The organism is Pseudotamlana agarivorans, assembly GCF_001642835.1.
GTDB classification, from domain to species: Bacteria; Bacteroidota; Bacteroidia; order Flavobacteriales; family Flavobacteriaceae; genus Pseudotamlana; species Pseudotamlana agarivorans.
Genome location: NZ_LXEI01000003.1, coordinates 203586 through 229262 on the forward strand (window position 1 = coordinate 203586; position 25677 = coordinate 229262).

The 25677-nt window shown below is 35.0% G+C and carries 23 protein-coding genes; 15 read left to right on the forward strand and 8 right to left on the reverse strand.

The window, feature by feature from the left end; translation table 11 throughout:
• Window positions 1–30 precede the first annotated feature (30 nt).
• Complete coding sequence (locus A6I66_RS06690; protein WP_067146931.1) at window positions 31–783, reverse strand: SDR family NAD(P)-dependent oxidoreductase; 753 nt, start codon at window positions 781–783, stop codon at window positions 31–33.
• Window positions 784–1058: 275 nt separating this feature from the next.
• On the opposite strand from A6I66_RS06690, the gene A6I66_RS06695 reads away from it, so the two are divergent.
• The 11 genes from A6I66_RS06695 (at window position 1059) to A6I66_RS06745 (ending at window position 13100) form a co-directional block, all read left to right on the forward strand.
• A complete protein-coding gene (locus A6I66_RS06695) occupies window positions 1059–2063 on the forward strand; it encodes an AAA family ATPase (protein WP_211267539.1) in 1005 nt (334 codons plus the stop codon).
• A 77-nt stretch (window positions 2064–2140) separates the two neighbouring features.
• The gene (locus A6I66_RS06700; RefSeq protein ID WP_067146935.1) at window positions 2141–3007 is read left to right on the forward strand and encodes a DUF58 domain-containing protein; all 867 of its coding nucleotides are present in this window, start codon (window positions 2141–2143) and stop codon (window positions 3005–3007) included.
• Window positions 3008–3107: 100 nt separating this feature from the next.
• A complete protein-coding gene (locus A6I66_RS06705) occupies window positions 3108–4754 on the forward strand; it encodes a BatD family protein (protein WP_067147076.1) in 1647 nt (548 codons plus the stop codon).
• Complete coding sequence (locus A6I66_RS06710; protein ID WP_067146938.1) at window positions 4754–5758, forward strand: vWA domain-containing protein; 1005 nt, start codon at window positions 4754–4756, stop codon at window positions 5756–5758. Before A6I66_RS06705 ends, A6I66_RS06710 begins: the two co-directional genes overlap by 1 nt.
• A 97-nt stretch (window positions 5759–5855) precedes the next feature.
• Window positions 5856–6893, forward strand: coding sequence for a VWA domain-containing protein (locus tag A6I66_RS06715; protein WP_067146940.1), 1038 nt, complete (start codon window positions 5856–5858; stop codon window positions 6891–6893).
• A gap of 74 nt (window positions 6894–6967) precedes the next feature.
• Window positions 6968–7825: a tetratricopeptide repeat protein gene (locus A6I66_RS06720; RefSeq protein WP_067146942.1), complete on the forward strand. Its 858-nt coding sequence runs from the start codon at window positions 6968–6970 to the stop codon at window positions 7823–7825.
• Between the two features lie 31 nt (window positions 7826–7856).
• Window positions 7857–9635, forward strand: coding sequence for a BatD family protein (locus A6I66_RS06725; protein ID WP_067146944.1), 1779 nt, complete (start codon window positions 7857–7859; stop codon window positions 9633–9635).
• Between the two features lies 1 nt (window position 9636).
• Complete coding sequence (locus A6I66_RS06730) at window positions 9637–10395, forward strand: tetratricopeptide repeat protein (RefSeq protein ID WP_067146946.1); 759 nt, start codon at window positions 9637–9639, stop codon at window positions 10393–10395.
• Window positions 10396–10454: 59 nt separating this feature from the next.
• Window positions 10455–10757 (forward strand): hypothetical protein, encoded by a 303-nt coding sequence (locus A6I66_RS06735; RefSeq protein WP_084399534.1) that lies wholly within the window; start codon window positions 10455–10457, stop codon window positions 10755–10757.
• Between the two features lie 82 nt (window positions 10758–10839).
• Window positions 10840–12432: a SulP family inorganic anion transporter gene (locus A6I66_RS06740; protein WP_067146948.1), complete on the forward strand. Its 1593-nt coding sequence runs from the start codon at window positions 10840–10842 to the stop codon at window positions 12430–12432.
• A 38-nt stretch (window positions 12433–12470) separates the two neighbouring features.
• The gene (locus A6I66_RS06745) at window positions 12471–13100 is read left to right on the forward strand and encodes a carbonic anhydrase family protein (protein WP_067146950.1); all 630 of its coding nucleotides are present in this window, start codon (window positions 12471–12473) and stop codon (window positions 13098–13100) included.
• Between the two features lie 148 nt (window positions 13101–13248).
• Here the strand turns inward: A6I66_RS06745 and A6I66_RS06750 are convergent, their stop codons facing one another.
• Entirely contained in the window at window positions 13249–13800 is a 552-nt protein-coding gene (locus tag A6I66_RS06750; RefSeq protein ID WP_067146952.1) for a CvpA family protein, read from the reverse strand.
• Window positions 13801–13948: 148 nt separating this feature from the next.
• Between A6I66_RS06750 and A6I66_RS06755 the strand changes: the two genes are divergently transcribed.
• Together A6I66_RS06755 and pheS are read left to right on the forward strand one after the other, a co-directional pair.
• Complete coding sequence (locus A6I66_RS06755) at window positions 13949–14305, forward strand: hypothetical protein (RefSeq protein WP_067146954.1); 357 nt, start codon at window positions 13949–13951, stop codon at window positions 14303–14305.
• 159 nt (window positions 14306–14464) lie between these two features.
• Complete coding sequence (gene pheS / locus A6I66_RS06760) at window positions 14465–15484, forward strand: phenylalanine--tRNA ligase subunit alpha (RefSeq protein WP_067146956.1); 1020 nt, start codon at window positions 14465–14467, stop codon at window positions 15482–15484.
• Window positions 15485–15568: 84 nt separating this feature from the next.
• On the opposite strand, the gene A6I66_RS06765 is transcribed toward pheS, so the two are convergent.
• Both A6I66_RS06765 and A6I66_RS06770 read right to left on the reverse strand, forming a co-directional pair.
• A complete protein-coding gene (locus A6I66_RS06765; protein ID WP_084399536.1) occupies window positions 15569–17143 on the reverse strand; it encodes an OmpA family protein in 1575 nt (524 codons plus the stop codon).
• Between the two features lie 122 nt (window positions 17144–17265).
• Window positions 17266–18789 carry a GH3 auxin-responsive promoter family protein gene (locus tag A6I66_RS06770; RefSeq protein ID WP_067146960.1) on the reverse strand — a complete coding sequence of 508 codons (1524 nt, stop codon included), beginning with the start codon at window positions 18787–18789 and terminating at the stop codon, window positions 17266–17268.
• A 43-nt stretch (window positions 18790–18832) separates the two neighbouring features.
• Here A6I66_RS06770 and A6I66_RS06775 point away from each other — a divergent pair, with 43 nt between their 5' ends.
• Window positions 18833–19627: a DUF2797 domain-containing protein gene (locus A6I66_RS06775; protein WP_067147080.1), complete on the forward strand. Its 795-nt coding sequence runs from the start codon at window positions 18833–18835 to the stop codon at window positions 19625–19627.
• Between the two features lie 74 nt (window positions 19628–19701).
• Here A6I66_RS06775 and rpsU read toward each other — a convergent pair whose 3' ends face one another.
• The 4 genes from rpsU to A6I66_RS06795 all read right to left on the reverse strand — a co-directional run bounded on the left by rpsU (window position 19702) and on the right by A6I66_RS06795 (window position 24455).
• Entirely contained in the window at window positions 19702–19896 is a 195-nt protein-coding gene (gene rpsU / locus A6I66_RS06780; protein ID WP_067146962.1) for a 30S ribosomal protein S21, read from the reverse strand.
• A gap of 39 nt (window positions 19897–19935) precedes the next feature.
• Complete coding sequence (locus A6I66_RS06785; RefSeq protein WP_067146964.1) at window positions 19936–20799, reverse strand: sigma-70 family RNA polymerase sigma factor; 864 nt, start codon at window positions 20797–20799, stop codon at window positions 19936–19938.
• Between the two features lie 155 nt (window positions 20800–20954).
• Window positions 20955–23630 carry an AsmA family protein gene (locus tag A6I66_RS06790; protein ID WP_067146966.1) on the reverse strand — a complete coding sequence of 892 codons (2676 nt, stop codon included), beginning with the start codon at window positions 23628–23630 and terminating at the stop codon, window positions 20955–20957.
• Between the two features lie 120 nt (window positions 23631–23750).
• On the reverse strand, window positions 23751–24455 hold the full coding sequence (locus A6I66_RS06795; protein ID WP_067146968.1) for a queuosine precursor transporter: 705 nt from the start codon (window positions 24453–24455) through the stop codon (window positions 23751–23753).
• 72 nt (window positions 24456–24527) lie between these two features.
• Between A6I66_RS06795 and folK the strand changes: the two genes are divergently transcribed.
• Window positions 24528–25658, forward strand: a complete 1131-nt coding sequence (gene folK / locus A6I66_RS06800) for a 2-amino-4-hydroxy-6-hydroxymethyldihydropteridine diphosphokinase (protein WP_067146970.1) — start codon at window positions 24528–24530, stop codon at window positions 25656–25658.
• Window positions 25659–25677 lie beyond the last annotated feature (19 nt).

Here is a 25677-nt window from a genome sequence, read left to right on the forward strand (position 1 = left end):
GTAAAAACAGTATTAGCATACTAGCTAGGTTTATTTTTCTTTTAAAACCGTGGTGCTATTGGCTTGAGCGGTTGGGAAAACCAATAGATCGGCTATGTTTACGTGGGCGGGGCGGGATACGGCAAAGTATATGATTTCAGCAACATCTTTGGCTTCTAAAGCTTTAAATCCTTGGTAAACCGAGTCTGCAGCAGGGTCGCCTTTAAAACGCACTCGTGAAAATTCGGTTTCTACCATTCCAGGATTTATAGCTGTAACTTTTATCCCATAAGGATTTAAGTCTAAGCGCATGCCTTCGGTAATGGCTAAAACGGCATGTTTACTAGCGCAATACACGTTGCCCTTGGGGTAAACTTCTTTTCCTGCCGATGATCCTAAGTTTATAATGTGACCAGAGTGTCTCTTGGTCATTTGGGGAATAATAGCCTTACTCACATATAGTAAACCTTTAACGTTAATGTCTATCATCGTGTCCCAATCGTCTATATCCCCCTCATGAATGGGGTCTAAACCATGGGCGTTTCCTGCGTTATTAACTAAAATGTCTATGTTTTTAAAGTTTTCAGGAAGGGATGCAATAGCTTCAAAAGTTTTGTGCTTGTTGCGTACATCAAAATTTAATGTGTGAACTAAAGTAAGTTTTTTTAAAGCTTCTTTAATGGTGTTTAAGCGTTCTACACGTCTGCCGCAAAGTACTAAATGAATGCCCTGTTTGGCAAATTCATAAGCTGTAGCTTCACCAATGCCGCTAGTAGCTCCGGTTATAAGGGCGATTTTTGTCATGATACTGATAGTTTAAAGCAATATTTTTTCTAAAAATACTTAAAAGAAATTAAGAAGCCTTAAATTAAAATTAACATTTTGAGGGTTAACGTTTTGAATGCTAATGGCATTAAAAATATAATTAAGATAAGCTTATAATAATTATTTGTTAAATACCGCATTTATTGGTGTTTATGCCTATTTTTAACCAATTTTTAACATGTTTACAATAAAATTTTCAACATTTTGCATGCTCAAATAAAGAAAGTATATTCGGGCTTTAAATTAAATTAAAAATGATGGAAGAAACAGCTACAGTCGACATTAAGTCTATCAATGAAAAAATTGAAAAAGAAAGTGCTTTTGTTGATTTGTTAATGCGTGAGATTAATAAGGTTATTGTTGGTCAAAAACATATGGTCGAACGTTTACTGATCGGTTTGTTAGGACAAGGACATATTTTATTAGAAGGGGTTCCTGGTTTAGCGAAAACCCTTGCAATTAACACCTTGTCGCAAGCTGTTGATGGAAGTTTTAGTAGAATTCAATTTACACCAGATTTACTTCCGGCGGATGTCACAGGAACATTAATTTACAACATGAAACTTAATGATTTCTCCATTAAAAAAGGACCTATTTTTGCCAACTTCGTATTGGCTGATGAGATCAACAGAGCGCCTGCCAAAGTACAATCAGCATTATTAGAGGCTATGCAGGAAAAGCAAGTTACCATTGGTGATGAGACTTTTAAATTGGATAAGCCATTTTTAGTTATGGCTACCATGAACCCTGTAGAGCAAGAAGGAACTTATCCGTTGCCAGAAGCTCAGGTAGACCGTTTTATGTTAAAAACGGTTATTGATTATCCGAAAATTGCCGACGAGCAACTCATTATGAGAGCTAATTTAAAAGGCGCTTGGGAAAAAGTAAGCTCTGTGGTTTCGGTAGAACAAATTCTAAAAGCACAAGAAGTTGTTCGTGAAGTTTACATGGACGAAAAAATTGAAAAATACATTCTGGATATCATCTTCGCAACCCGTTATCCAGAAAAATATAAATTAGAAGACTTAAAACCATTAATATCTTTTGGAGCATCGCCTCGTGGTAGTATCAATTTAGCAACGGCAGCAAAATGTTATGCGTTTATTAAGCGTCGTGGTTATGTGATTCCTGAAGATGTTCGTGCCGTAGTATACGATGTTTTAAGACACAGAATTGGAATTACCTATGAAGCGGAAGCGGAAAATGTAACTTCTGTAGATATCATTAATAAGATAGTAAACGAAATAGAAGTACCATAAAGTTTAATTGTTTAACTGTTTATTCGTTTAAACAGCGCACAAATAAACGATTCAACAAATAAACGATTCAACAGCAATTGGATACTAAACAATTACTTAAAAAAGTACGAAAAATAGAGATTAAGACACGTCGTTTGTCTGATCATATTTTTGGAGGTGAATACCATTCTACCTTTAAGGGGCGTGGTATGACTTTTAGTGAAGTGCGTCAGTATCAGTTTGGCGACGATGTTAGAAATATCGATTGGAATGTCACGGCACGATACAGTGAGCCTTATGTAAAAGTTTTCGAGGAAGAACGCGAGTTAACCATGATGCTTATGGTTGATGTCTCCGGTTCAGAGTTATTCGGGACTTCCGATCAATTTAAAAGTGAAGTGGTTACCGAAATTGCTGCAACATTAGCCTTTTCGGCAACCCAGAATAATGATAAAATAGGCTTGATTTTATTTTCCGATAAAATTGAACTTTATATTCCGCCTAAAAAAGGGCGCTCTCATGTTTTACGTATCATTCGTGAACTTATCGAGTTTGAACCCGAAAGCAAGCAAACCAATCTTTCTGAGGCTTTAAAATTCTTGCAAAATGTCATGAAGAAGAAAGCTATTGTGTTTGTGTTGAGTGATTTCATTGCAAATGATTATCACCAAACCATGAAAATTGTTTCAGGGAAACACGATGTAACTGGTATTCGAATTTACGATAAGCGTGAAGAAGAGATTCCTAATTTAGGTATGGTTCAAATGCAAGATGAAGAAACTGGAGAGCTTATGTTGGTAAACACGTCTTCAAAAACGGTTCGACGTAATTATTCAAAATTCTACCATCAAAAAGTAGAATATTACAAAGAAAGTTTTAATAAAGCCGGAGCCGGAACTATAGATTGCCGTGTTGATGAAAGTTATGTTAAAAAGCTTTTAGGTTATTTTAAAAGAAGAGGATGATTGATGTTCGATATCACAGTTAGATATTGGATGTTGCAAGTTAGAAGTTGGATATTAAAAAAGATAGAAGTTTAAAGTGATTGCTATAAAATCTCAAAATATACCCCAAACACCTAGAAAACAAACCGTTTTTCTATTAGGTGCTTTTTTGTTTTTCACCTTGTCGCTACAAGCCCAGGTGAAATCGACGGTCGATTCTACATCGGTGAAAATTGGGGCGCAAATTACGTATCATATTCAAGTTGAAACCGATTCTACCAATTTAGTTGTGTTTCCCGAAGGGCAGACTTTCTCACCTTTGGAGATGATTGAATCTTACGATGTGGACACGCTTAAGAATAAGGATAAGTTCAGCCTAATCAAGAAATATGGATTAACACAATTCGATTCTGGTAAATATACCATTCCAAGGCAAAAAATAGTCATTGGTGATAAAACCTTCCTGACAGATTCCGTACAGGTTGAGATTCGAAATGTTGTAGTAGATACCACGAAGCAACTTTACGATATTAAACCCATGATTGCTGTTGAAAAAAGCGGCAGTAAATGGTTGCAATACCTACTTATTACCCTTGTCATCTTAGGTGTTGTTGCTTTTTTATTGTATTGGTTTATTTGGAGACAAAAGCCTCTTTCTGAAGAAGAGAAAATAGCCTTGTTACCACCTTACGACCGTGCGAAATTGGCATTAAAAACCTTAGATGAGAGTCATTATTTAGAGCACGAAAATCTAAAAGATTATTATTCCGATTTAACCTTTATTATAAGAAAGTATTTGGATGAAAAGGTTTACGATCGCGCTTTAGAAAGTACCACAGACGAACTTATAAGTCATTTAAATTTATTAAAAGAAGGCAATCAAGTTGATTTAAGTCAGGACGATATCAAAAAATTAGAAAGTATTTTAAAACGTGCTGATTTAGTGAAATTTGCGAAATCTGCGCCAGATATCGAATTGGCAAAATTAGATAGAAAAACGATCGATTTAGAAATTGATCATGTTAAGGAAGCTTTGCCTGAACCTTCTGAGGAGGAAAAACTTTTAGATGAAAAATATAGAGAAGAGCAAGAGCGTAAAAAGAAGCGTAAAAAAGTATGGCTTACCGTCGGGATTAGTGTTTTTCTTCTGTTAGCCACCTTAACAGGTTTTTCGTTAAAATATGGTTTTGCTTATGTGAAAGACACCATTATTGGTCATAGCAGCAAAGAGCTTTTAGAAGGCGAATGGGTAACGAGTCAGTATGGAATCCCACCTGTTACCATAACCACACCAAAAGTTTTAAAACGTACAACACCAGAACTGCCTGAGGAAATGGCGCAAAAAATGCAATTAACCCAGTTTAGTTATGGTAGTTTAATTGATGGTTTTCAGTTGGTCGTTGCAACCACAAAACTTAATAATCAAAGTCAGGGACAAGGACAGCAACAACAACCAGAAATTGATGTAAAGCAAGCATTGGAAGGTAGTTTGAAAATGTTTGAAGCTGCTGGAGTACAAAATATCATCACTAAAAACGAAACATTTGTAACCCCTAATGGAGCTGAAGGTGTTAAGATTTTTGGTTCCATGGATATGCCAATCAAAGGCACTGAAAATTTTGAAAAAGGAACCTATGTGATGCTTGGTTTTGCTTCACAAAGTGTGGTACAACAAATTATGATTTTTCATAAAGAACATGATGTTTACGCCGAGCAAATGGTGACACGCATTTTAAATTCAGTCGAACTAAAAGAGGCAGAGAAATAATGTTTGAAGGTGTAGAGTTTTTTAATAAAGAGTTTTTTTGGTTACTGCTGTTACTGCCTTTAGCCATTTTGTGGTACATTATAAAGAATAACAAACAAACGGCAGAGTTAAAAATATCAAGCTTAAAGGGGTTTCAAGTGACTAACTCTTGGTTACCAAAATTAAAGCATTTGATGTTTGCCCTGCGTTTATTGGCATTAGTATGCCTTGTTACCGCATTAGCTAGACCACGATCGGTAGATGTGTCGTCTCGTACAAAAACCACGCGAGGTATTGATATTGTTATGGCTATAGATGTGTCGGGCTCTATGTTGGCAAAAGATTTAAAGCCTAATCGTTTAGAAGCTTTAAAAGAAGTGGCAGCCGATTTTATTAAAGGCCGTCCTAACGATAGAATCGGACTCGTAGAATACGCTGGTGAGAGTTATACAAAAACACCAATTACAAGTGATAAAGCCATTGTATTACGCTCATTAGAAAGTATAAAATACAACAACATTATTGAAGGTGGTACGGCTATCGGTATGGGTTTAGCTACAGCTGTAAACCGATTAAAAGATAGTAAAGCCAAAAGTAAAGTGATTATTTTGTTAACCGATGGGGTTAATAATTCAGGGTTTATAGAGCCAACCATTGCTAGTGAATTAGCTGTGGAGTACGGTATTAAAACCTATACTATTGGATTAGGAACTAACGGGATGGCCTTATCGCCAGTGGCAGTGCTTCCAAATGGTAATTTTCAATACGGACGCGTTCAGGTTGAAATCGACGAGGCGCTTCTTAAAGATATCGCTAAGGTTACCGGCGGAAAATACTTTAGAGCTACCGATAATGAAAAGTTAGAAGCTATTTATGATGAAATTAATAAGCTTGAAAAAACCGAAGTCGAAGAGTTTAAGTATTATAATTACCAAGAAATGTACAGGCCTTTAGTACTCATAGCGGGCTTGTTATTGCTTATAGAACTGCTTTTACGTTTCACGGTATTTAGGAGTTTTGTGTAGTTGGGTTTAGAGACAGAAGACAAGAAAAAGATAAATGAGATCATCGTATTCGTGGTTAAACAGTTAAACGAATCAACGAAAAACAAATAAACAGTTAATGTATCAATTAGAAGAAAAAATATGGTTTTGGGTTTTGGGAGTTATTCCAGTAATTATCCTGCTCTTTTTGGTGCTTCAATTTTGGCGCTACAAAGCGCAAAGTAAGTTTGCTAATAAAGAGGCTTTAAAACGGTTAAGTCCGAATCGTTCGGTGTTTAAAGGGGTGTTAAAAGTTGTTGTATTATGTTTAGCCTTTGCTAGTTTAACCATGGCTTTGGTAAACCCTAAAGTAGGAACAAAGCTGGAAACCGTAAAACGAGAAGGGGTTGATATTGTTTTTGCTGTCGATGTCTCTAAAAGTATGTTGGCCGAGGATATTGCACCAAATCGTTTGGATAAATCAAAACAGTTAGTCACCCAAATTATTAACAATTTAGCCAGCGATCGTGTGGGGATTATCGCTTATGCAGGAAAAGCTTTTCCGCAGTTGCCTATTACTACCGATTATGCTTCGGCAAAAATGTTTTTGCAAGGCATGAATACCGATATGCTTTCATCACAAGGAACGGCCATTAACGAAGCGATAAAATTATCTAAAACCTATTTTGATAATGCCGAGCAAACCAACCGTGTGTTGATTATAATTTCTGATGGGGAAGACCATAGTGAAGGAGCTGCTTCAGTTGCAGAAGAAGCTAGTGAAGAAGGAATTCGAATTTTTACTATTGGTGTTGGCGATGTAAAAGGTGGACCCATTCCAGAGAAACGTAATGGTGTGGTGTTGAATTATAAAAAAGACAGCCAAGGGGAAACGGTTATAACCAAATTAAACGAAGATACCCTTAAGGCTATTGCCGATGCGGCTAATGGTGTTTATCTGAATGGTAGAAACACCAATGAGGTGGTTGAAAATATTAGGGAGCTTTTAAATAATATGGATAAAACGGAGTTTGAAGCCAAGCAATTCGCCGATTTTAAAGATCAGTTTCAGTGGTTTTTGGGGCTAGGAATCTTTTTTATCTTGCTTGATATTTTCTTATTGGAAAGAAAAACATCTTGGTTGAAAAAGTTGAATTTATTTAATGAAAATCTTTAATTTCCGCGACAGCGAGAAAAAATAATTGATGCGTGTCATTACACAAATTTTATCATTAAAATAAAAGTGTAACAATGAAAAAAATACTAACAGGATTCATCCTTTTTATGACTTTATTTTCTTTTTCTCAGGAAGAAGATAAAGCACAGCAATTGGCTGCTAAAAAAGCAAACGACTTTGTGTTTGAGGGGAATAATTTAGCCGAATCAGAAGATTATATTATTGCAGAAATGGCTTATCGTGAGGCTATTTCAGAACAAAAGTCATCGGTAGCAGCAGCCTATAATTTAGCCAATACTTACATTAAAAGTGGTGATTTTGAATCGGCCTTATTTCGTTTAGAACAAGCAGCTAAAAATGCCAGTTCTAAATCTGAAAAACATAAGGCATTTCATAATATAGGTAATGTATTAATGGAAAACAAAAAGTGTAAGGAAGCTGTTGAAGCTTATAAAAACGCTTTAAGAAATGATCCTTCCGACGAAGAAACTCGTTACAATTTTGCAGTAGCTAAGGCTTGTGCCGAAGAGCAAAAACAGCAGGATGATCAGAATGATGATCAAAACAAAGACAATCAAGAGAATCAGGATAATAAAGAGAATCAGGACAATAAAGATAACAAGGAAAACCAGGATAATAAAGATAACGAGGGCGATAACGAAGACGAAAATAAGGATCAAGAAAAGGACAACGAAGAGAAGAAGGATGGTGAAGATGAAAAGGACGATAAAGGCAAACCTAAGGATGATAAAAAAGATCCTAAAGACGATGAAAAGGATAAAGGTCAGCCCCAGCCTAAGCCTGGACAATTATCACCACAGCAAATTAAGAATTTGCTTGAAGCGATGAATAATCAAGAACAAGAGGTTCAAGAAAAAATTAATGCTGAAAAACAAAAAGGCGTTAAGGTAAAATCTGAAAAAGATTGGTAATCGCCGCACGAGTTAAATATAAAAAACACATATGCAGGTTATAAAACACATATACATTTTATTAATCGTATTTGCGACAAGTTTGGCTTCAGGTCAAAGCGTTGAGTTTGTCATGAAAACCAGCAAGCAAAAGTTAGGTATTAATGAGCGTTTGCGTGTAGATTTTGAAATGAATCAAGACGGCGATAATTTTAATCCGCCAGATTTCTCAAATTTCACCGTAGTAGGAGGTCCTAATCAATCGGTTAGCAATTCCTGGGTAAACGGCGTAAGAACCTATAAAAAAACATACTCTTATTTTTTAGCGCCTAAGCAAAGAGGAACCTTTACAATTTCGCAGGCAAGTATCGTCATTCAAGGGAATGTATATAAAACGACTCCTCAAAAAATTCAAGTTACAGCTGCTGTTGATATTCCTAAAGATCCAAACGACCCTAAATATTTAGCATCAGAAGGTGTGCACTTAGTTGCCGAAGTCGCCAAGGCAAACCCGTATTTAAACGAAGCGATTACAGTCGTTTATAAGTTATATATTTCTCCTACCATAGGCGTAGATGGTATTAATGAAATTGACTCACCTAGGTATAACGATTTTTGGAGTCAGGTTATCAATACACAAAATGAAAAGGTTCAAAATGGGACTTATAATGGTGAGAATTACAGATTTCTAGTTTATAAAAAAGCGGTTTTATACCCTCAAAAAACAGGTGAATTAGAAATTGAACCATTAAGTTTAGATTTGTCACTTCGAGTGCCAACCAATCGTCGTGATATTTTTGGAAGCGTTTTAATGTCGCGTGTAAACCGAACCATTTCTGCGGGAAGAAAAACCATTAAAGTGAAACCGCTTCCTGAAGAAGGAAAGCCTCAAGATTTTACAGGCGCCGTTGGGAGCTTTGAATTTAATGTTAGCGCGTCAAAAACCGAGTTGGACGCTACGGAGTCTTTGCAATTAAAAATTGCAGTTAAAGGAAACGGGAACCTTAAATTGTTTAAATTACCAAAAGTATCACTGCCAAGTTCTTTAGAGGTTTATGAGCCAGAACATAATGAGGATGTTCGAACCAGTTTATCAGGCATGCAAGGTAGTATTTCCGACAGTTATACGGTGGTACCTCAATATAAAGGGAAATACCCTATTCCAAGTGTGTCGTTTTCTTATTTTGACATCAATACCAAAAGTTATAAACGTTTGTCGTCTGAAGAGATTTTAATAAACGTGATGAATGGTCCTGCAAGTCATAGTGCATCAAGTAATAATCAAAGTACCACAAATGGTAATAAGCAAGCCTTAGTGCAAAGCGGCGATCATTTTGCTTTCATAAAAACTAAATCAGATTTTAGTGCTATTAAACAGGATTACTTCTTTAAAACCAATACATTTTGGACTTTATTATTGTTGCCATTTTTAGCGATTCCATTGGCTATTTTAATTAGAAATAAGAAGGCCGATAGAGATGCCGATGTTGAAGGAAATAAAATAAGAAAAGCGAATAGATTGGTTAAGAAATACTTGAGCAATGCTAAGAAGTCTTTAGGACAAAAAGAAGCCTTTTATATTGCTTTAGAGAAAGCCTTGCACAATTATTTAAAAGCGAAACTGCATATCGAAACCAGTGATATGAGTAAGGATAGAATCACAGATTTACTCAAAGACAAAAACGTCGAGCTTACTGTTGTTAATGACTTTATTAGTATCATAGAACGTTGTGAGTTGGCGCGTTATACACCAATCGATATTGCTACCATGCAAGAGGATTTTGATAAAGCTGGTGCAGCCATTTCATTAATTGATAAACAAGCCCGTTAAGATGAAAAATATACTATATATAGTCTCTTTTTTACTAAGTTTTGGTCTTTTTGCTCAAAACCAGGCCTTGTTTGACAAAGCCAATGCCTATTATAATGATGGAAAATATGCAGAAGCCATAGATCAATATCAAGCCATTTTGGAAAGTGGCGTGCACTCGTCTGAGGTTTATTTTAATTTGGCCAATGCCAATTATAAACTAAATAACATCGCACCTAGTATTTACTACTACGAGAAGGCCTTGCTTTTAGATCCAACTGACCAGGATATTAAAAATAATTTGGGTTACGCTAATAATATGACCATTGATGCTATTCCTGTGGTTCCTGAGGCAGGACTTTCAAAACTGATTCGGAATGTCACCAATAAACTGTCATTCGATGGCTGGGCAATTACAGCTGTAAGTCTGGTGTTCATTTTTGTTATATTGTTTTTGGTTTATCATTTTTCATATGCAACGGGAATAAAACGTTTAATGTTTGTTTGTAGTCTAACGGCTTTGGTGCTTATGTTTATCAGTTTATCCTTGGCTTTTCATAAATATAATTTGGATAAAAAAGATAATCCAGCCATAATATTTGTTCAAGAGAGTAAAGTGAAAAGTACACCAAACGCAACAAGTGAGGAGGTTTTTAGACTTCATGAAGGTACCAAAGTTCAGGTTGAAGAAGCCTATAACGATTGGTTGAAAATAAAAATAGCCGACGGAAAAACAGGATGGGTGCTTACTCAGGATCTTAAATTACTAAAGGATTTTTAAATCGATAAGGAATTGTAAGATTTATATATTATATTTGAGAGTGTAAAAAAAACTAGTAAATGTCAAGACATTTTGTTTCTATAGTGCTCTCTGTGATATTTTTGGGGTTCATTACAGCCCCAACCATAATTCAGTTAGTTGATGAATCTGTTGATATTTCATTTTTCTACTCTTATACTGAAGAAGAAGAAAAAGGTCCTACTAAAAATGTAAATAAAGAAATAGTAGTCCTTGGAGATTCAAATAATGAATCTGGTTTTCTTTTTAGTTCCAACGAAAATAATATGGGGTATGTTTTTAAAAACTACGCGAAACCTCCAATTAATTTAGTATCTCCTCCTCCAGATTTTTACTTATTATAATTATTTGTATGCAGACGATCAATTCCGTCTATTTTTTTAACAGCTTAAGCTGACTTTTCAGCTTGAGATAAATTATTATAGTATGTTTAAATATATTAAAAATGACTTGCCAGCGAGTATAGTCGTATTCTTTGTTGCTTTACCATTGTGTTTGGGAATCGCTTTAGCTAGTGGAGCTCCATTGTTTTCCGGTGTTATAGCAGGTATTGTAGGTGGTATTGTTGTAGGAGCGCTTAGTGGTTCTAAATTGGGTGTTAGTGGCCCCGCTGCAGGTTTGGCGGCTATTGTACTTACAGCTATTGGTTCCTTAGGGGGTTATCAAAACTTCTTATTAGCTGTTGTATTAGCCGGTATTATTCAAATGGTTTTCGGCGTTTTAAAGGCGGGTGTTATAGCGTATTATTTTCCGTCTTCCGTTATTAAAGGAATGCTCACAGGTATCGGAATCATTATTATTTTAAAACAAATACCACACTTTTTTGGCTACGATGCAGAACCTGAAGGCGCCGATAGTTTTATTGAAGCTTCGGGAGAAAATACTTTCTCTGCCATTTTTAACGTATTCGACAACCTAATATTAGGATCCTTTATTATTGGTTTACTTGGTCTTGGGGTGATCTTGTTTTGGGATAATGTATTAGCTAAAAAGGCGAAGCTTTTTACCGTAATTCAAGGACCACTTGTTGCCGTGGTTTTGGGCATCATTTTTTATCTGTTAACCGCTTCAAACGAAACATTAGCGATATCAGATTCTCATTTAGTAAGTGTGCCAATTCCAGATGATATAAATTCATTTTTTGGCCAATTCAGCTTTCCAAGATTTGCAGCCATTACGAATGTAGAAATTTGGGTCGTAGCTTTTACAATTGCTTTAGTGGCTAGTTTAGAAACTTTATTATGCGTTGAAGCTACCGATAAATTAGACCCAGATAAAAATGTAACACCTACTAACCGTGAGCTGTTAGCTCAAGGTGCTGGAAATGTCATTTCTGGTTTAATTGGTGGTTTACCTATTACGCAAGTTATTGTTAGAAGTTCGGCAAACATTCAATCGGGAGGAAAAACGAAGATGTCCGCTATAATACATGGTTTCTTTTTATTAATTTCGGTTATCCTAATCCCTAATTTGTTAAACAAAATACCACTTTCTGTATTAGCGGCGATTTTACTAGTAGTAGGTTATAAATTAGCAAAACCGGGTTTATTTAAAAAAATGTATCAATTGGGATGGAAACAATTTGTACCTTTTATAGTAACTGTTGTTGGTATCGTTTTTACCGACCTACTTGTTGGTATAGCTTTAGGTTTACTAGTAGGCATTGTTGTTATATTACTAAAAAGTTACCAGAATTCTCACTTTTTACATATAGAGGATAAAAGTAATGGTAAGCATAGAATAAAAATGACCTTAGCCGAAGAAGTAACATTCTTTAATAAAGGTGCTATTTTAAAAGAACTAGATAGTTTGCCTCATGAAACTTATTTAGAACTAAATGTTTTAAAAACAAGGTATCTAGATCATGATGTTATTGAGATTTTAGATGATTTTTCACATAAAGCTAAAGAGCGAAATATTGATATTAAATTGGTTTCTAAACGCGGTGTAGTAGAGAATCCAAATAGTTTTGTAGAGTTTTTTAAAACTAAACCAAAATCAACTATAAGTTTAAGTTAACGAATTACGCGAGACGTAAAATAAATTAAAAACTAATTATGAAAGCACATACACAAGAAACACAGGCCACGATGACTCCTGACAAGTCATTACAATTTTTAAAGGAAGGGAATGTACGATTTCAAAATAATTTAAAATCAAACCGTAACCTTTTAGAGCAAGTAAACGATACACAAGATGGGCAATTCCCTTTTGCTACTATCCTAAGTTGTATAGATTCTAGAGTCTCTGCAGAGCTCGTTTTCGATCAAGGATTGGGAGATATTTTTAGTGTTCGTATTGCAGGGAATTTTGTTAATGAGGATATTCTAGGGAGTATGGAGTTTGCATGTAAACTAGCAGGAACCAAATTGATAGTTGTGTTAGGGCATACAAGTTGCGGAGCTATAAAAGGCGCTTGTGATCATGCGGAGCTAGGAAACCTAACTAAGTTATTAGAAAAAATAAAACCGGCTGTAAACGGTGTTAGCGAGCCTAAAGATGCTAGTTTAAGAACGTCAAAAAACAGCAACTTTGTAGATGAGGTTTCAAAAAAGAATGTGGAGTTGACTATTGAAAGAATTCACGCCGAAAGTCCTGTTCTATCACAAATGGAGAAAGAAGGAGCTATTAAAATCATTGGTGCTATGTATGATATTAGTACAGGCGCTGTAGAGTTTTACTCCTAAAATAAATAATTAGGGGTTTTAAGTTGATAATATTATCCTGAAGTAGAAGCCCTATATTTAATTAAATAACAAGTTTAAAAAGTCAATATTTTTATATTGACTTTTTTTATTTCAATGATTTATATTTTGAGTTAAATGACAAAAAATGCTAGGCCTCATCGTTAAGTATAGATTTTGTGCCTTCTTCAGTGTCATCTTCCTCTGAATTCAGTTTTTCAGTCTCATCTAAAACACTAGGATAAATTAAGGGCACAATAGATTTTACAGGCTCGTAAAGTAATGAATCTTCAATAGTTTCTGCATCCAAAAAGGTGATGCTGTTATTCATGCGACTAAAGATATTAATTATAACACTAAGCATTAAAGCTATTTTTAGCGCTCCGAACACGCCTCCTAATAATTTATTTAAAATGCCTAAAGCAGCGAAGTCAGCGAGCTTAGTAAGGGCTTTTCCTGCCAGACCGATGGCCAATACGATAACAATAAAAGTGATGGCAAAGGCGGAAATTGTAATGGTGTGCTCTTCCCAACTGGTTAATTCTTTTAAGTATTCCGCGGCATAATTACTAAAGTGAATCGCGCCATAAACTCCTGCGATTAATGCGATTAATGAAGCAACTTCTACGAAGAGCCCTTTCATAAAACCGCGAACCAAGCCAAATAAGATTAAAGCTCCTAAAACAATATCAATAGCACCCATAAATGTTAATATTTTTGTAAATATAAAATAATTTCTGTCCTTTTTATGGTAGAAGAACTCAAGTATTCAAGCCATTCCGTAACTTTGGCTGCAAAATCATAAGAGAGGTAAGTTTTTATTAAGCCTCATTGAAAAAACATAACAAGAGATGTCAAGAGACGAACAATTAAAGGAGCGATGGAATATGGTAGTAACAAAATTGTCTGATCAATTTGCCGATGGAGACCCTTTAGATCTCGATGCGATTATTTATTTGATTGGTGTACAGGAGCTTGGGCAGTTAGATAGAACTTTTAAAAAAGACCAAAAGCTGGACCTTATGCATATTGCCATTTGTAAACTTTTGGTGCCTTATGGCTATTACGAACTCGATTTTGTTGATGATGAAGGTTGGCCACACTATAAAACCCTTGAAAACTTACCACATTTAAAGGCTGGCGAGCAAAGCATTTTAATGAAGGAAGCCATTGTAAATTACTTTTTAGAAACCGAATATATCAATTAAAAATATTTGGGCGCCAGCTTGCCGGTTGGCAGGTTACCTAAAGGTCGGGCTTTTGGTTCTAATCTTTTTGTTCGGAGCTCTCAAAAAGGATTTCCTCTTTAATCCCTAACGCAAATCGCGAAAAAGTAGTAAATTTGCGTTCATTTTTGAAATGACGATATGATAGATAAGATAAAAGACCTAATTGCTGAAGCAGAAGCTTTTGAAGCTAAAACCAAGGAAGAGGTTGAAGCATTCCGTATTAAATACTTAGGAAAGAAAGGTTTATTAAACGACTTTTTTGCCGAATTTAAAAATGTTGCAAACGACCAGAAAAAGGAGTTTGGACAAACTATAAATGCGCTTAAAAAAACGGCCGAAGATAAAGTTAACGCTTTAAAGGACGCTCTTGAGAGCACCGAAGAAGTTAAAGGTGTTTACGGAGATTTATCACGTCCAGGTGAGCCTATTCATATTGGTGCACGTCATCCAATCTCTATTGTTAAAAATCAAATTATAGATATATTTTCACGTATTGGATTTAACGTTAGTGAAGGGCCAGAGATTGAAGATGACTGGCATAACTTTACAGCTTTAAACTTGCCAGAGTATCATCCAGCACGTGACATGCAGGATACTTTTTTTATTCAAACCAATCCAGATATTTTATTACGTACACATACCAGTTCGGTACAGGTTCGTTACATGGAGAATAATAAACCGCCAATTCGTACTATTTCGCCAGGTCGTGTATATAGAAACGAAGCCATTTCGGCACGTTCGCACTGTTTTTTCCATCAAGTAGAAGGTTTATACATTGATAAAGACGTGAGTTTTGCCGATTTAAAACAAACACTTCAGCATTTCACAACGGAGATGTTTGGTAAGAGTAAAATTCGTTTACGTCCTTCGTATTTCCCGTTTACAGAACCAAGCGCAGAAATAGATGTGTACTGGGGCTTAGAAACTGAAACTGATTATAAAATCACGAAAGGTACTGGGTGGTTAGAAATTGGAGGTTGTGGTATGGTAGATCCTAATGTATTGGAAAACTGTAATATTGATACAACAGAATATTCAGGTTTTGCTTTTGGTGTAGGGATTGATCGTATTGCGATGCTATTACACCAAATAGGAGATATCAGGTTATTAAGTGAGAATGATGTACGTTTCCTAGAGCAATTTAAAAGCGCTCTATAAATAGAGTTCAATATATAACATTAAAAAGATCGTCTAAGTTTTAATTTAGACGATCTTTTTTGTTTTAAAAAGCTATATAATGAGTTAATCTAATATCACAAACTCAATACGTCTATTGGCTTGTAAATCTTCTTTTGAACATTGGTCCTTACAGTCTATAATTGGCTGGGTTTCACCAAAACCATGAGCTTCTAAACGGTTTTCATCAATGTTTTTGCTAATTAAATATGCCACTGTGGATTGCGCTCGTTTTTTAGATAAAATTAGGTTGTATGCATCACTACCTTTATTATCGGTATGTGCATTAATGGATAACTTCATATCCGGATGGTCGTTTAGAATTTTAACAACCTTATTTAAGGTGACAAACGATTCTTCTTTAATGTTCCATTTGTCGAAATCGAAATAGATGTTTTCCAGCATAATTCTTGAATTCTCTATAATCGGCGCTACGGTTTGTAAAGGGATATCTTTTACATACACATATTTATCCTGTGGGTGATCTGAAGAAAAAAGCTCTTGAGAACTCTCAAAACCTTCTTTTACGGTTGTTATCGTATAATCTTCATTAGGCTCAACGGCAAATTTATAAGAACCATCAGCTGCGCTAATAGTTTTTGCAATTTCTAGTCCGTCATCATCAAACAAAGTGAGTTGAGCATTAGGAAGTTTTATTTGTGTTTCTGCATCTAAAACGGTTCCTGTTAAGGATTGTGTTACCTCAAAAATAGATACGATATAAACATCATAGCTGCCTATGCCACCAGACTTATTGGAAGTCACATAACCACGTCTTTTGGTGGCTATAAAAAAGGCAATATCATCTGCCGAAGTATTGATTGTTGTTCCTAAGTTTATTGGGTTTCTAATACCTTTATTTGATAGTTTACTTCTAAATAGATCATAACCGCCTAGGTTATCATGACCCTTAGAGGCAAAAAATAAGTACTTATCGTCTAGAGATAAGGCGGGGTATTTTTCGTCTTTAGCTGTATTTACTTCACTACCTAAATTTTTCGGCGTATCTAATGTGCCATCAGGTTTAATATTAGACACATACAAATCGAAACCACCGTAGCCATCAGGATAGTTGGCAGCAAAATACAGCTTATTTCCAGCATGGTTTACAAAAGGGGTTTCAATAGAAACACCTGGTTTATTAATGCTTAAAGCTATTTCATTAATCCAGTTTCCATTTGAGTTTTCTTCTAAATCAGACTTATAGATTTTATATTCTAAAGAATTATCGTGTGAGCTTCGGGTGAAATATACCGTTTGTTCATTTTTAGAAAAGCTAATTTGGTCTTCACTAAAATGCGTGTTTAATATACGAGAGTACGAAAGTGGTCGGGTTATTAATCCTGTAGACTTATCGACATCTAAACAGTATAAATCTTTATGGGCCTCATGGGTTTTTGGGTCAATTTTTGATAATCCACCTACCTTTCTAGAAGATACCATGATAAATTTCTTCTTAAAAAAACCAGAACCGATATCCGAAAATTCAGAATTTGAATATGTGGGTGAAATTTCAAAATGAAATCCGTTTTCACTTATAGATGTTGATTTTTTAGCGTTTTGTGTCTCATTGATATCTGAACCCTGGCTTAGGACTACATGTGTTACAATAAACATGAGAAAACAAAGTGTCGATTTCATAGTAAAATGGTTAAGTTATTCGTTGGTCTCTTGTAAAGATAAACTAGTCGGATGTGATTATAATATCATATAGATTAAAAGACAGATAATTCGTTGTGAGCAACAAATATACAAGAAAAAGACTACACAAATTGAAGGTTAAGCACTAATAGTTCGTCGATGTATTCTCTTGTGTTAGAAAGTCTTGGAATTTTATGCTGTCCGCCAAGTTTATTATTTTGCTTCAGCCAATCGTAAAAAAGATTCTTACGCGCGATGTTGACTTTGGGTTGATTTAAAGTAATGTTGTTGTAACGCTTAGCTTCGTAATCGGAATTTAGGGTCATTAAAGTACGATCCAGTAATTCAGTAAAATAATTAATATCTGCTGGAGGGGTTTTAAATTCGATTAACCATTCGTGGGCCCCTTTTTCTTTGCCTTGCATAAAAACCGGTGCCGCAGTATATTCTACAATCTCCGAATGTGTCGCATTACAAACGGTTTTAAGGGCGTTTTCGGCATTTTCAATGATGAGTTCTTCGCCAAAAACATTGATGTGGTGTTTTGTTCTTCCCGAAACACGAATACGATAAGGGTTTAAAGAGGTAAACCTTACGGTATCTCCAATTTTATAACGCCATAATCCGGCATTGGTAGTGATAATAACCGCGTAATTTTTATCAAGTTCAACCTCACTAAGTGGAATGGCTTTTTCTTCGGAAGTAGCGTAAATATCCATCGGGATGAATTCATAAAAAATACCATAATCCAGCATGAGTAAAAGGTCTTTCGAATTATTCTGGTCTTGAATTGCAAAAAATCCTTCTGAGGCGTTATAGATTTCATAATATTTAAACCCTGAATTTGGTAAGATGTTTTTGTACTGATCGGCATAAGGAGTAAAACTAACACCACCATGAAAATAGACCTCAAGGTTAGGCCATACGTCATGTAAGCTTTTTTTACCGGTTGTTTCTAAAACATTATTTAAAAGTACGAGCATCCATGAGGGCACACCGGCTAGACTGGTAACATTTTCATGTCGTGTTTCATCAACTATAGCCTGCATTTTATATTCCCAGTCGCTCATAAGCGATACTTTGTTGCTAGGGGTGCTACTAAACTCGGCCCAAAAAGGCATATTGTCTATAAGAATAGCCGATAAATCGCCAAACACTGTGCCGTTTTCTTTATACAATTGTTTGCTACCACCTAAACGTAAACTTTTACCTGTAAATAATTGAGCATTTTCATTGTTGTTTAAATACATGCATAACAAATCTTTGCTTGCGGCGTAATGGCAATCTTCAAGTGATTCTTCACTAACAGGAATAAATTTACTTTTTGAACGTGTAGTACCGCTAGATTTTGCGAACCATTTTATGGGAGTGGGCCAGAAAATATTGCTTTCACCTTTTCTAGACCGTTCGATAACATCTTGCCAGCCGTCGTAATTTTTAATGGGCACACGCTCGGCAAAAGTCTTGTAATTTTTTATTGAAGCGAAATCATGTTTTTTACCAATTTCAGTGTCTTTAGCGAACTGAATCAGGTTCATTAGCAATTCGTTTTGAACTTCATTTGGATACTTTAAAAACAATTCAATTTGATGAAAACGCTTTTTTAAAAACCAAGATGCAATCGAATTAACTATGGGTATTGACATAATTTATTTTATCTTTAATTTTTTAAAAATAATACTTTTTTTTATGACCTACCAAGGTGTATTAACAAAAATGGAAACCGAATTTTCAAGTCCAATTCAATATTATTTGGTATTCGAAACTGATTTTCTAAATATGAATCAGTTGCTGGATAAAAATATTGAAATGACTTTTGTTAAATACCAATGTTTAAACTGTGGTTTGGATCGACCAATTTTCCGTCAAGGCTATTGTAAATCCTGTTTTTTTGAAGTGCCACAGGCCGCCGATTGGATCATGCACCCCGAATTAAGTACCGCACATCTAGATCAAGAAGATCGTGATTTAGAATTTGAGAAATCGGTGCAATTAAAGCCTCATATTGTGTATTTGGCTAACTCTAGCAATGTGAAAGTTGGTGTTACTAGAAAAACTCAAGTACCTACACGTTGGATAGATCAAGGTGCTCATGAGGCTATTGAAATTGTTGAGGTGCCTAACCGTTATTTAGCAGGAATTACCGAGGTGGCATTAAAAGACCATGTGGCCGATAAAACCAACTGGCGTAAAATGCTTAAAAATGATATCGAGGATGAAAATTTAGCAACTTGGAGGGCACGCTTAGCCGAATATATTCCTGAGGAAGTTAAATCGTATTTTATCGATGATAAAACGGAAACTCATATTGATTTTCCGGTTATAAAATATCCTGAAAAACCAAAAAGTCTAAATATTAAAAAGACGCTTCAGTATACTGGGAAATTGGTGGGTATCAAGGGGCAATATCTTATTTTTGAAGATGATACGGTTTTTAATGTACGTGCCAATGAAGGTTTAGTTGTTCAAATTACTGTACAATAGAAAAACACTATATAAACTAAAACCCATTTACAAAACAATGTAAATGGGTTTTAAAATACTATTTATAGTGAGACTTAAATTTCTTGTTGGTCTCTTAAATTTTGGATATAAGCTGCTTTTTGAACTTGACGACGTCTTTTTACAGATGGTTTTGTAAAGAATTGTCCGTCTCTTAAGTTTTGCATTACTTTAATGTTTCTGTGTTTTCTCTTATAGCGTTTTAAGGCGCGCTCTATGTTTTCGCCGTCTTTTACAATGATTTTTAACATAACTTGTTTTTAATAAATTATAATTTAAATATTTAGAAATTACCCTAAATACGTTTTAAGTACTCTACTTTTTGATGTGTGGCGTAATCTACGAATGCCACGTTCTTTTATTTGTCTAACCCGTTCTCTGGTAATGCCAAAAGCTTCACCAATTTCCTCAAGGCTCTTAGATTGTTTTACACTAATACCGTAATAGTAGCGTATCACCTGAGCTTCTTTGTCCGAAAGCGTTTCTAATGCACGATTCACTTCGGCGTTTAAAGATTCTTTAAGCAAATCAGAATCGGGTGCGTTGGAATCATTCGATTTTACAACGTCATACAGACTAAAAGTTTCGCCATCTACAAGAGGTGCATCCATAGATACATGTCTTCCAGAGGCTTTCATGGATTGTTTTACATCGTTAACCGTAAGGTCTAATGTGGTTGCAATCTCTTGAGCGCTAGGCGCTCGTTCATGAGTTTGTTCTAAAAATGAATAAGCCTTATTAATTTTATTTATAGAACCAATTTTGTTCAAAGGTAATCTAACTATTCGAGATTGTTGTGCTAAAGCTTGAAGAATTGCTTGTCGAATCCACCAAACCGCATATGAAATGAATTTGAAACCTCGCGTTTCATCAAAACGTTTTGCCGCTTTTACTAGGCCAGCGTTGCCTTCGTTGATTAAATCGGGTAGTGTTAGTCCTTGATTTTGATACTGTTTAGAAACTGAAACTACAAAACGTAAATTTGCCGTAGTGAGGGTATCCAGAGCTTTTTGATCGCCTTTTTTGATTTTTTGTGCTAATTCCACTTCTTCGTCAGCGGTGATTAATGGAATTTTACTAATGTCTTGAAGGTATTTGTCTAATGATTTGGATTCTCGGTTGGTAACTTGCTTTGTAATTTTTAATTGCCTCATACAGATTTTTTAAGATTATGTCGAACCTATAATATAAGCTTTTTAAAGCGAATAACCTAAAATATCGGTTGTTTGGGCTGAAAATGCTTCAAAAAGCATAAAAATCGTGCTGTTTTTAGTGCTTTTTGAAGGATTTTGAACTTTTTAGTGATTTTCTAAAGACTGTCTTGTTCTTTTTTCTTTCCGAAGAATCCGCCTAGGGCATTTTTAATAAGTTTCTCAGAGGAACTTTTGCTATCAGAAGTGCTGTCGGTAGTCTTTTTAGACTTTATAATTTCGTTTAAGGTTTTTTGAACCGTATTATTTTGTTCTGTTTTAATAGAATCTGATTTAGCCTTATTGCTACCTATAACGTCTCCAATAAGGTTATTAATTTGTGCTTTTCCGTGATTTAAAAGTTTTTCTTTTTGAATTTCTAAAAGCTGATTGCTCAAGTTTTTCACACTGCTTGTTACATCTGTTTTTACATTAGGATTCTTGTAATTCCCGGTGATGTTTGCTGTTACAGGAATACTGATGTTATTTACTTTAGGATCGTCTATTTTGCCTATTAAACGGTTAATATCGCTACCTAAATATTTTGCTGGAACGTTAAATACCATGTTATAATCGACGGTATTATTAAAGCCATGAGCACCAGAGATATTAATATCGATATCTTTATACTTTATAGTAAAAGGCGATACACTTACTTTACCGTTGGCAAACTCTAAATGGGTTTTTAAATCGTTTAAATTAATAGCTTCAAAATCGATGAAGTCTATGCTTTGATCCAACTTGCTAATCAATGCGCTTTGATCATTGATCATTTTAGTGCTTTGTAATTCCGCGAAAGCGCTACCCGAAACACTGTTTAAATCAGGAGTAAATTCTTTGTTTAAGTTACCTGAAATGGCAATATTACTGTTTAACTTACCGTCAAATAACTTAATAACGGGTGCTAAATTTTGAAGTAATTCTAAGCCTTTAAAAGACTGAGCGATATCAAATTTACTGGCATCTAGTTTTACGTTAAATGTAGGGGTTTCAGCTTTGGTTGAGACTTCTCCAGAAAGCATTAATTGACCGTCAAATATATTCGAGCTTAAATTTTGTAAGGTGGCTTTTTGGTCTTTCACCAGTAAAGTACCCGAAACATTTTTAAGGTTTAAATTATCGTAAACCACTGTTTTAGCCTTGGCATTTATGGTACAGTCTAAAAAGGCTGGTATTTTTAAGCTTTCTGTGTTTTGATTTGTAGTGGTTTCTTTAGTAGGTTCCTTTTCTTCCGTTTCAGCCATAAAATCGCCTACTTTAAAAAGGTTAGAATTCATATCGAATTGGCCTTTTAAAGTGGTATTACTAAATAAGAAGCCTAGTAAGTTATTTATAGTTCCCGAGGCTTTTACATCACTAGATCCTGTTTTGGCTTCGAATGTGTTTAAGGCTACCGTTCCTGGATTAAAAGTTAATTGTGCTTGACTAATTTCGAGGGGATTTAGTAAGTCTTCCGAGTAGAAAGTAAACCCAGAAAGGCTTGCCGATCCACTACTTTTAATACGCTCGTAAGCATTGGTTTCAATGGCATTCATGTCGAAAGCTGTATTTATTTGAGCTTTTAAAATACCGCTAAGTTTATGATCTAGATCCACTGGATATACTTTAGATACGTTTGCTAGGTTTAAAACACCTTGTACTTGAGCATCAACCAACATATTTTTGGTCAGGTTTTTTACATGTGCCGAGGCTTTAAAAACATCACTGTCTATCGTAAAATTTAATGCATTTAAATCTAAATAGGTATCATCTGTTTGTCCTGTGGTATTTTTTATAAGGGCATCAATACTTATGTTTTTAACACCTTTTGGTAAGTCGGGATATTGAAATGAAGCATTATTAGAAACCATACTGATGTCAAATTGAGGAATGGTGGTTTCGGTAAGCTGACCGTTAACCATACCTTTAATTTTAAAGTCGCCTGTTGTTTTTACTTGTTCAATACTTTTAGAATAGGTTTCAGGAACGAGCGCTAAAAAGTTTTTAAAATCTGTTTCTGGATTTTCAAAAGTAATGGCGATTTCTTGTCCGTCGTCAAGCAGTTTAACATAGCCATCAAAATGTATAGGTAACTGATTAATTTGTGCTTTGTTTTCCTTGAAAGTGTATTTGTTCTGATTTAAGTCGACATCAATTAATGCGTCAAGTTTTATGCTATTATTGTTTAAATAATTGGTGTTTTCAATGTTTAAACTGATATTGAAATGGGTATCTGTGTCTAATTCTGAAACTTCAGAAGTAAAGGTACCATGCCCTTCATGGTTGAATTCGGTAATGTGGGCTATGGTTTTCGATAGCTCATCAAGGTAAGTTAGTGCACTGTTTTTTATTTGATAATCTTTAATACTGAAGTTGAAATTGGCTGGTTTTTCTTCCGCGGAAGCGTTATCAGACTCTTTGGCAATATCGTAATTATTGTTGCCAAATTTATCGGTTTTTAAAGTGATTAAAGCTTCGTCTACATAAATGGAATTCACTACAATGGCCTCGTTAGCACCCTTGAAAATTTCTTTAACCGACATGGTAAACGATATGCTTTTAGCAGTTGCTAAAGTTTCGTTTTTAAATGGAGTGTTATTGGTGATTACCAAATCGCTTACGCTAATCCCTGCTTCGGGAAAGTTTCGAATAAAGCTGAGATTGATATCACTAAATTCAACTTTAGCGTTTAAGTTTTGATTTATAGTTTGTTTGACTAGCTCTTGTATGCGCCCTTCAAATATAAACGGAATGGCGATAAGTGCTACGATAATTAAAATGAGTATGACTCCAAAAATTTTTAGTGCTTTCTTCATAAAAAGTGAGGACATGTTGTGGTTAATGGCGCAAAGTTAACGGATTTCGTAAGTGTAAATAGACTTATTACCATTAAAAGTTAACGCAATTACCAATTGTGTAGATAAGGCCGCCTAGGTTTACAGTAAATCGATTTCTTGATTTACTTTTAGTCGGAAACGTTTTCTAAACAGGTAAACGCCAAAGTATAAAAAAGGAGTGTCGCAAGCAGCAATAATCACTTTAAAAAGAAAACCACTAAGCACTAAGCCTTTGAAATTTTGCCATTCGATAATACCAAAAGAGCAAAGTAAAAAAACGATGGTAAAGGTGTCTATAAACTGCGAAAACCAAGTGGAAAAGTTATTTCGTAACCATAAATACCGTCCAAAAGTGAGGCGTTTCCAAAAGTGATAAATTTGAATGTCTATAAACTGGGCGAACAAATAAGTGATCATACTGGCAAAAACTGCGATAGAAGTATTGCCAAATACGGTGTCAAACATTTTGTCATCTACGTAAGACCATGAAGTCGCTGGTACCAAGCTGGATACATGAATGATTAAAAGCGAAAAAAGAGAAGCGAAAATACCAACTACCACAACGTCGTTTGCACGCTTTTTACCATAAATTTCACTAATTAAATCGGTGATAAGAAAGGTAATCGGGTAGGGTAAAACGCCTACCGATATTTCAAATAATTTGGTATCGAAAAACTCAATGTCAATAGGATACCAATAGAAAAATTTCTGAAAAATTAGATTGGAAACGACTAAGGAGGTTATAAACAGGCCACCTAAAAGCAAGTAAATACGTTGGGCGGCAAGTTTATCTCTTAAAGTCATAAGGCAATTGTGAATAAATAGCTGTTGTAAATATAAAGGATTAAAATTTGTTTTAGTTATTTTGTCGATTCTATGCTAAAATCAACGACATATTATATTGCTTTAGGTAGTAATAAAGGCGATAAGTTCAATAATTTGCAAGATGCTGTACAGGCTATTTTTTTGCAAATCGGACATGTTTTATCGATTTCTAAGGTTTATCAATCACCAGCTTTTGGATTTGAAAGTGAAGATTTTTTAAACTGCTGTTTGGTGTTACAAAGTGAATTTAGTCCAGAAAAGGTTTTAGACTTACTGTTAGGTATTGAAATGTCGCTAGGTCGTGTGCGAACTCAGAAAAGTGGTTATGAAGCACGGGTAATTGATTTGGATATTGTTTTAGCTGAAGCTGAAATAATACAAACCGAGAAATTGCAAATACCACATCCAGAAATGCAAAAACGCAAGTTTGTGTTGTTGCCTTTAAACGATATCGCGCCTAAAGTGTTGCATCCTGTATTGCATAAAGAGATTTCGGAATTGTTACAGCTTTGTGATGATGATTCGGTTTTAGAGCCTTTAAATATTTGGTTGAAAAACCCGAGTAAAGCGTATCCAATTTCGAAATACGATTACATTGCTATTGAAGGAAATATTGGCTCGGGAAAAACTAGTTTAGCCACCAAAATATCGGAAGATTTTAATGCCAAGTTAGTTTTAGAGCGTTTTGCCGATAATCCTTTCTTGCCTAAATTTTATGAAGATGCGACTCGCTATGCCTTTACATTAGAGATGTCTTTTTTGGCCGACCGTTACCAGCAGATTTCAGACGATTTAGCGCAGCTCGATTTATTTAAAGATTTTATCGTAAGTGATTACGATGTGTTTAAATCCCTTATTTTTTCTAAAATCACTTTGCAGGAAGACGAGTTTAACCTTTACCGAAAACTGTTTTATTTGATGTATAAAGAGCTTCGAAAGCCTGATTTGTATGTGTATTTACATCAAAACACCGAGCGTTTACAACAAAACATCAAAAAACGTGGCCGTGAGTACGAGCAAAATATCGAAAATGCTTATTTGGAAAAAATAAATGCGGGCTACCTGGAGTTTTTAAAAACTCAAACCGATTTTAACGTGAAAATAATAGATGTGTCTCATCGGGATTTTGTTGAAAACCGATCGGATTATTTGTGGGTTTTGGAGGAAATTTGTAGGTTATAGTGAAATACATTTTTTAGTA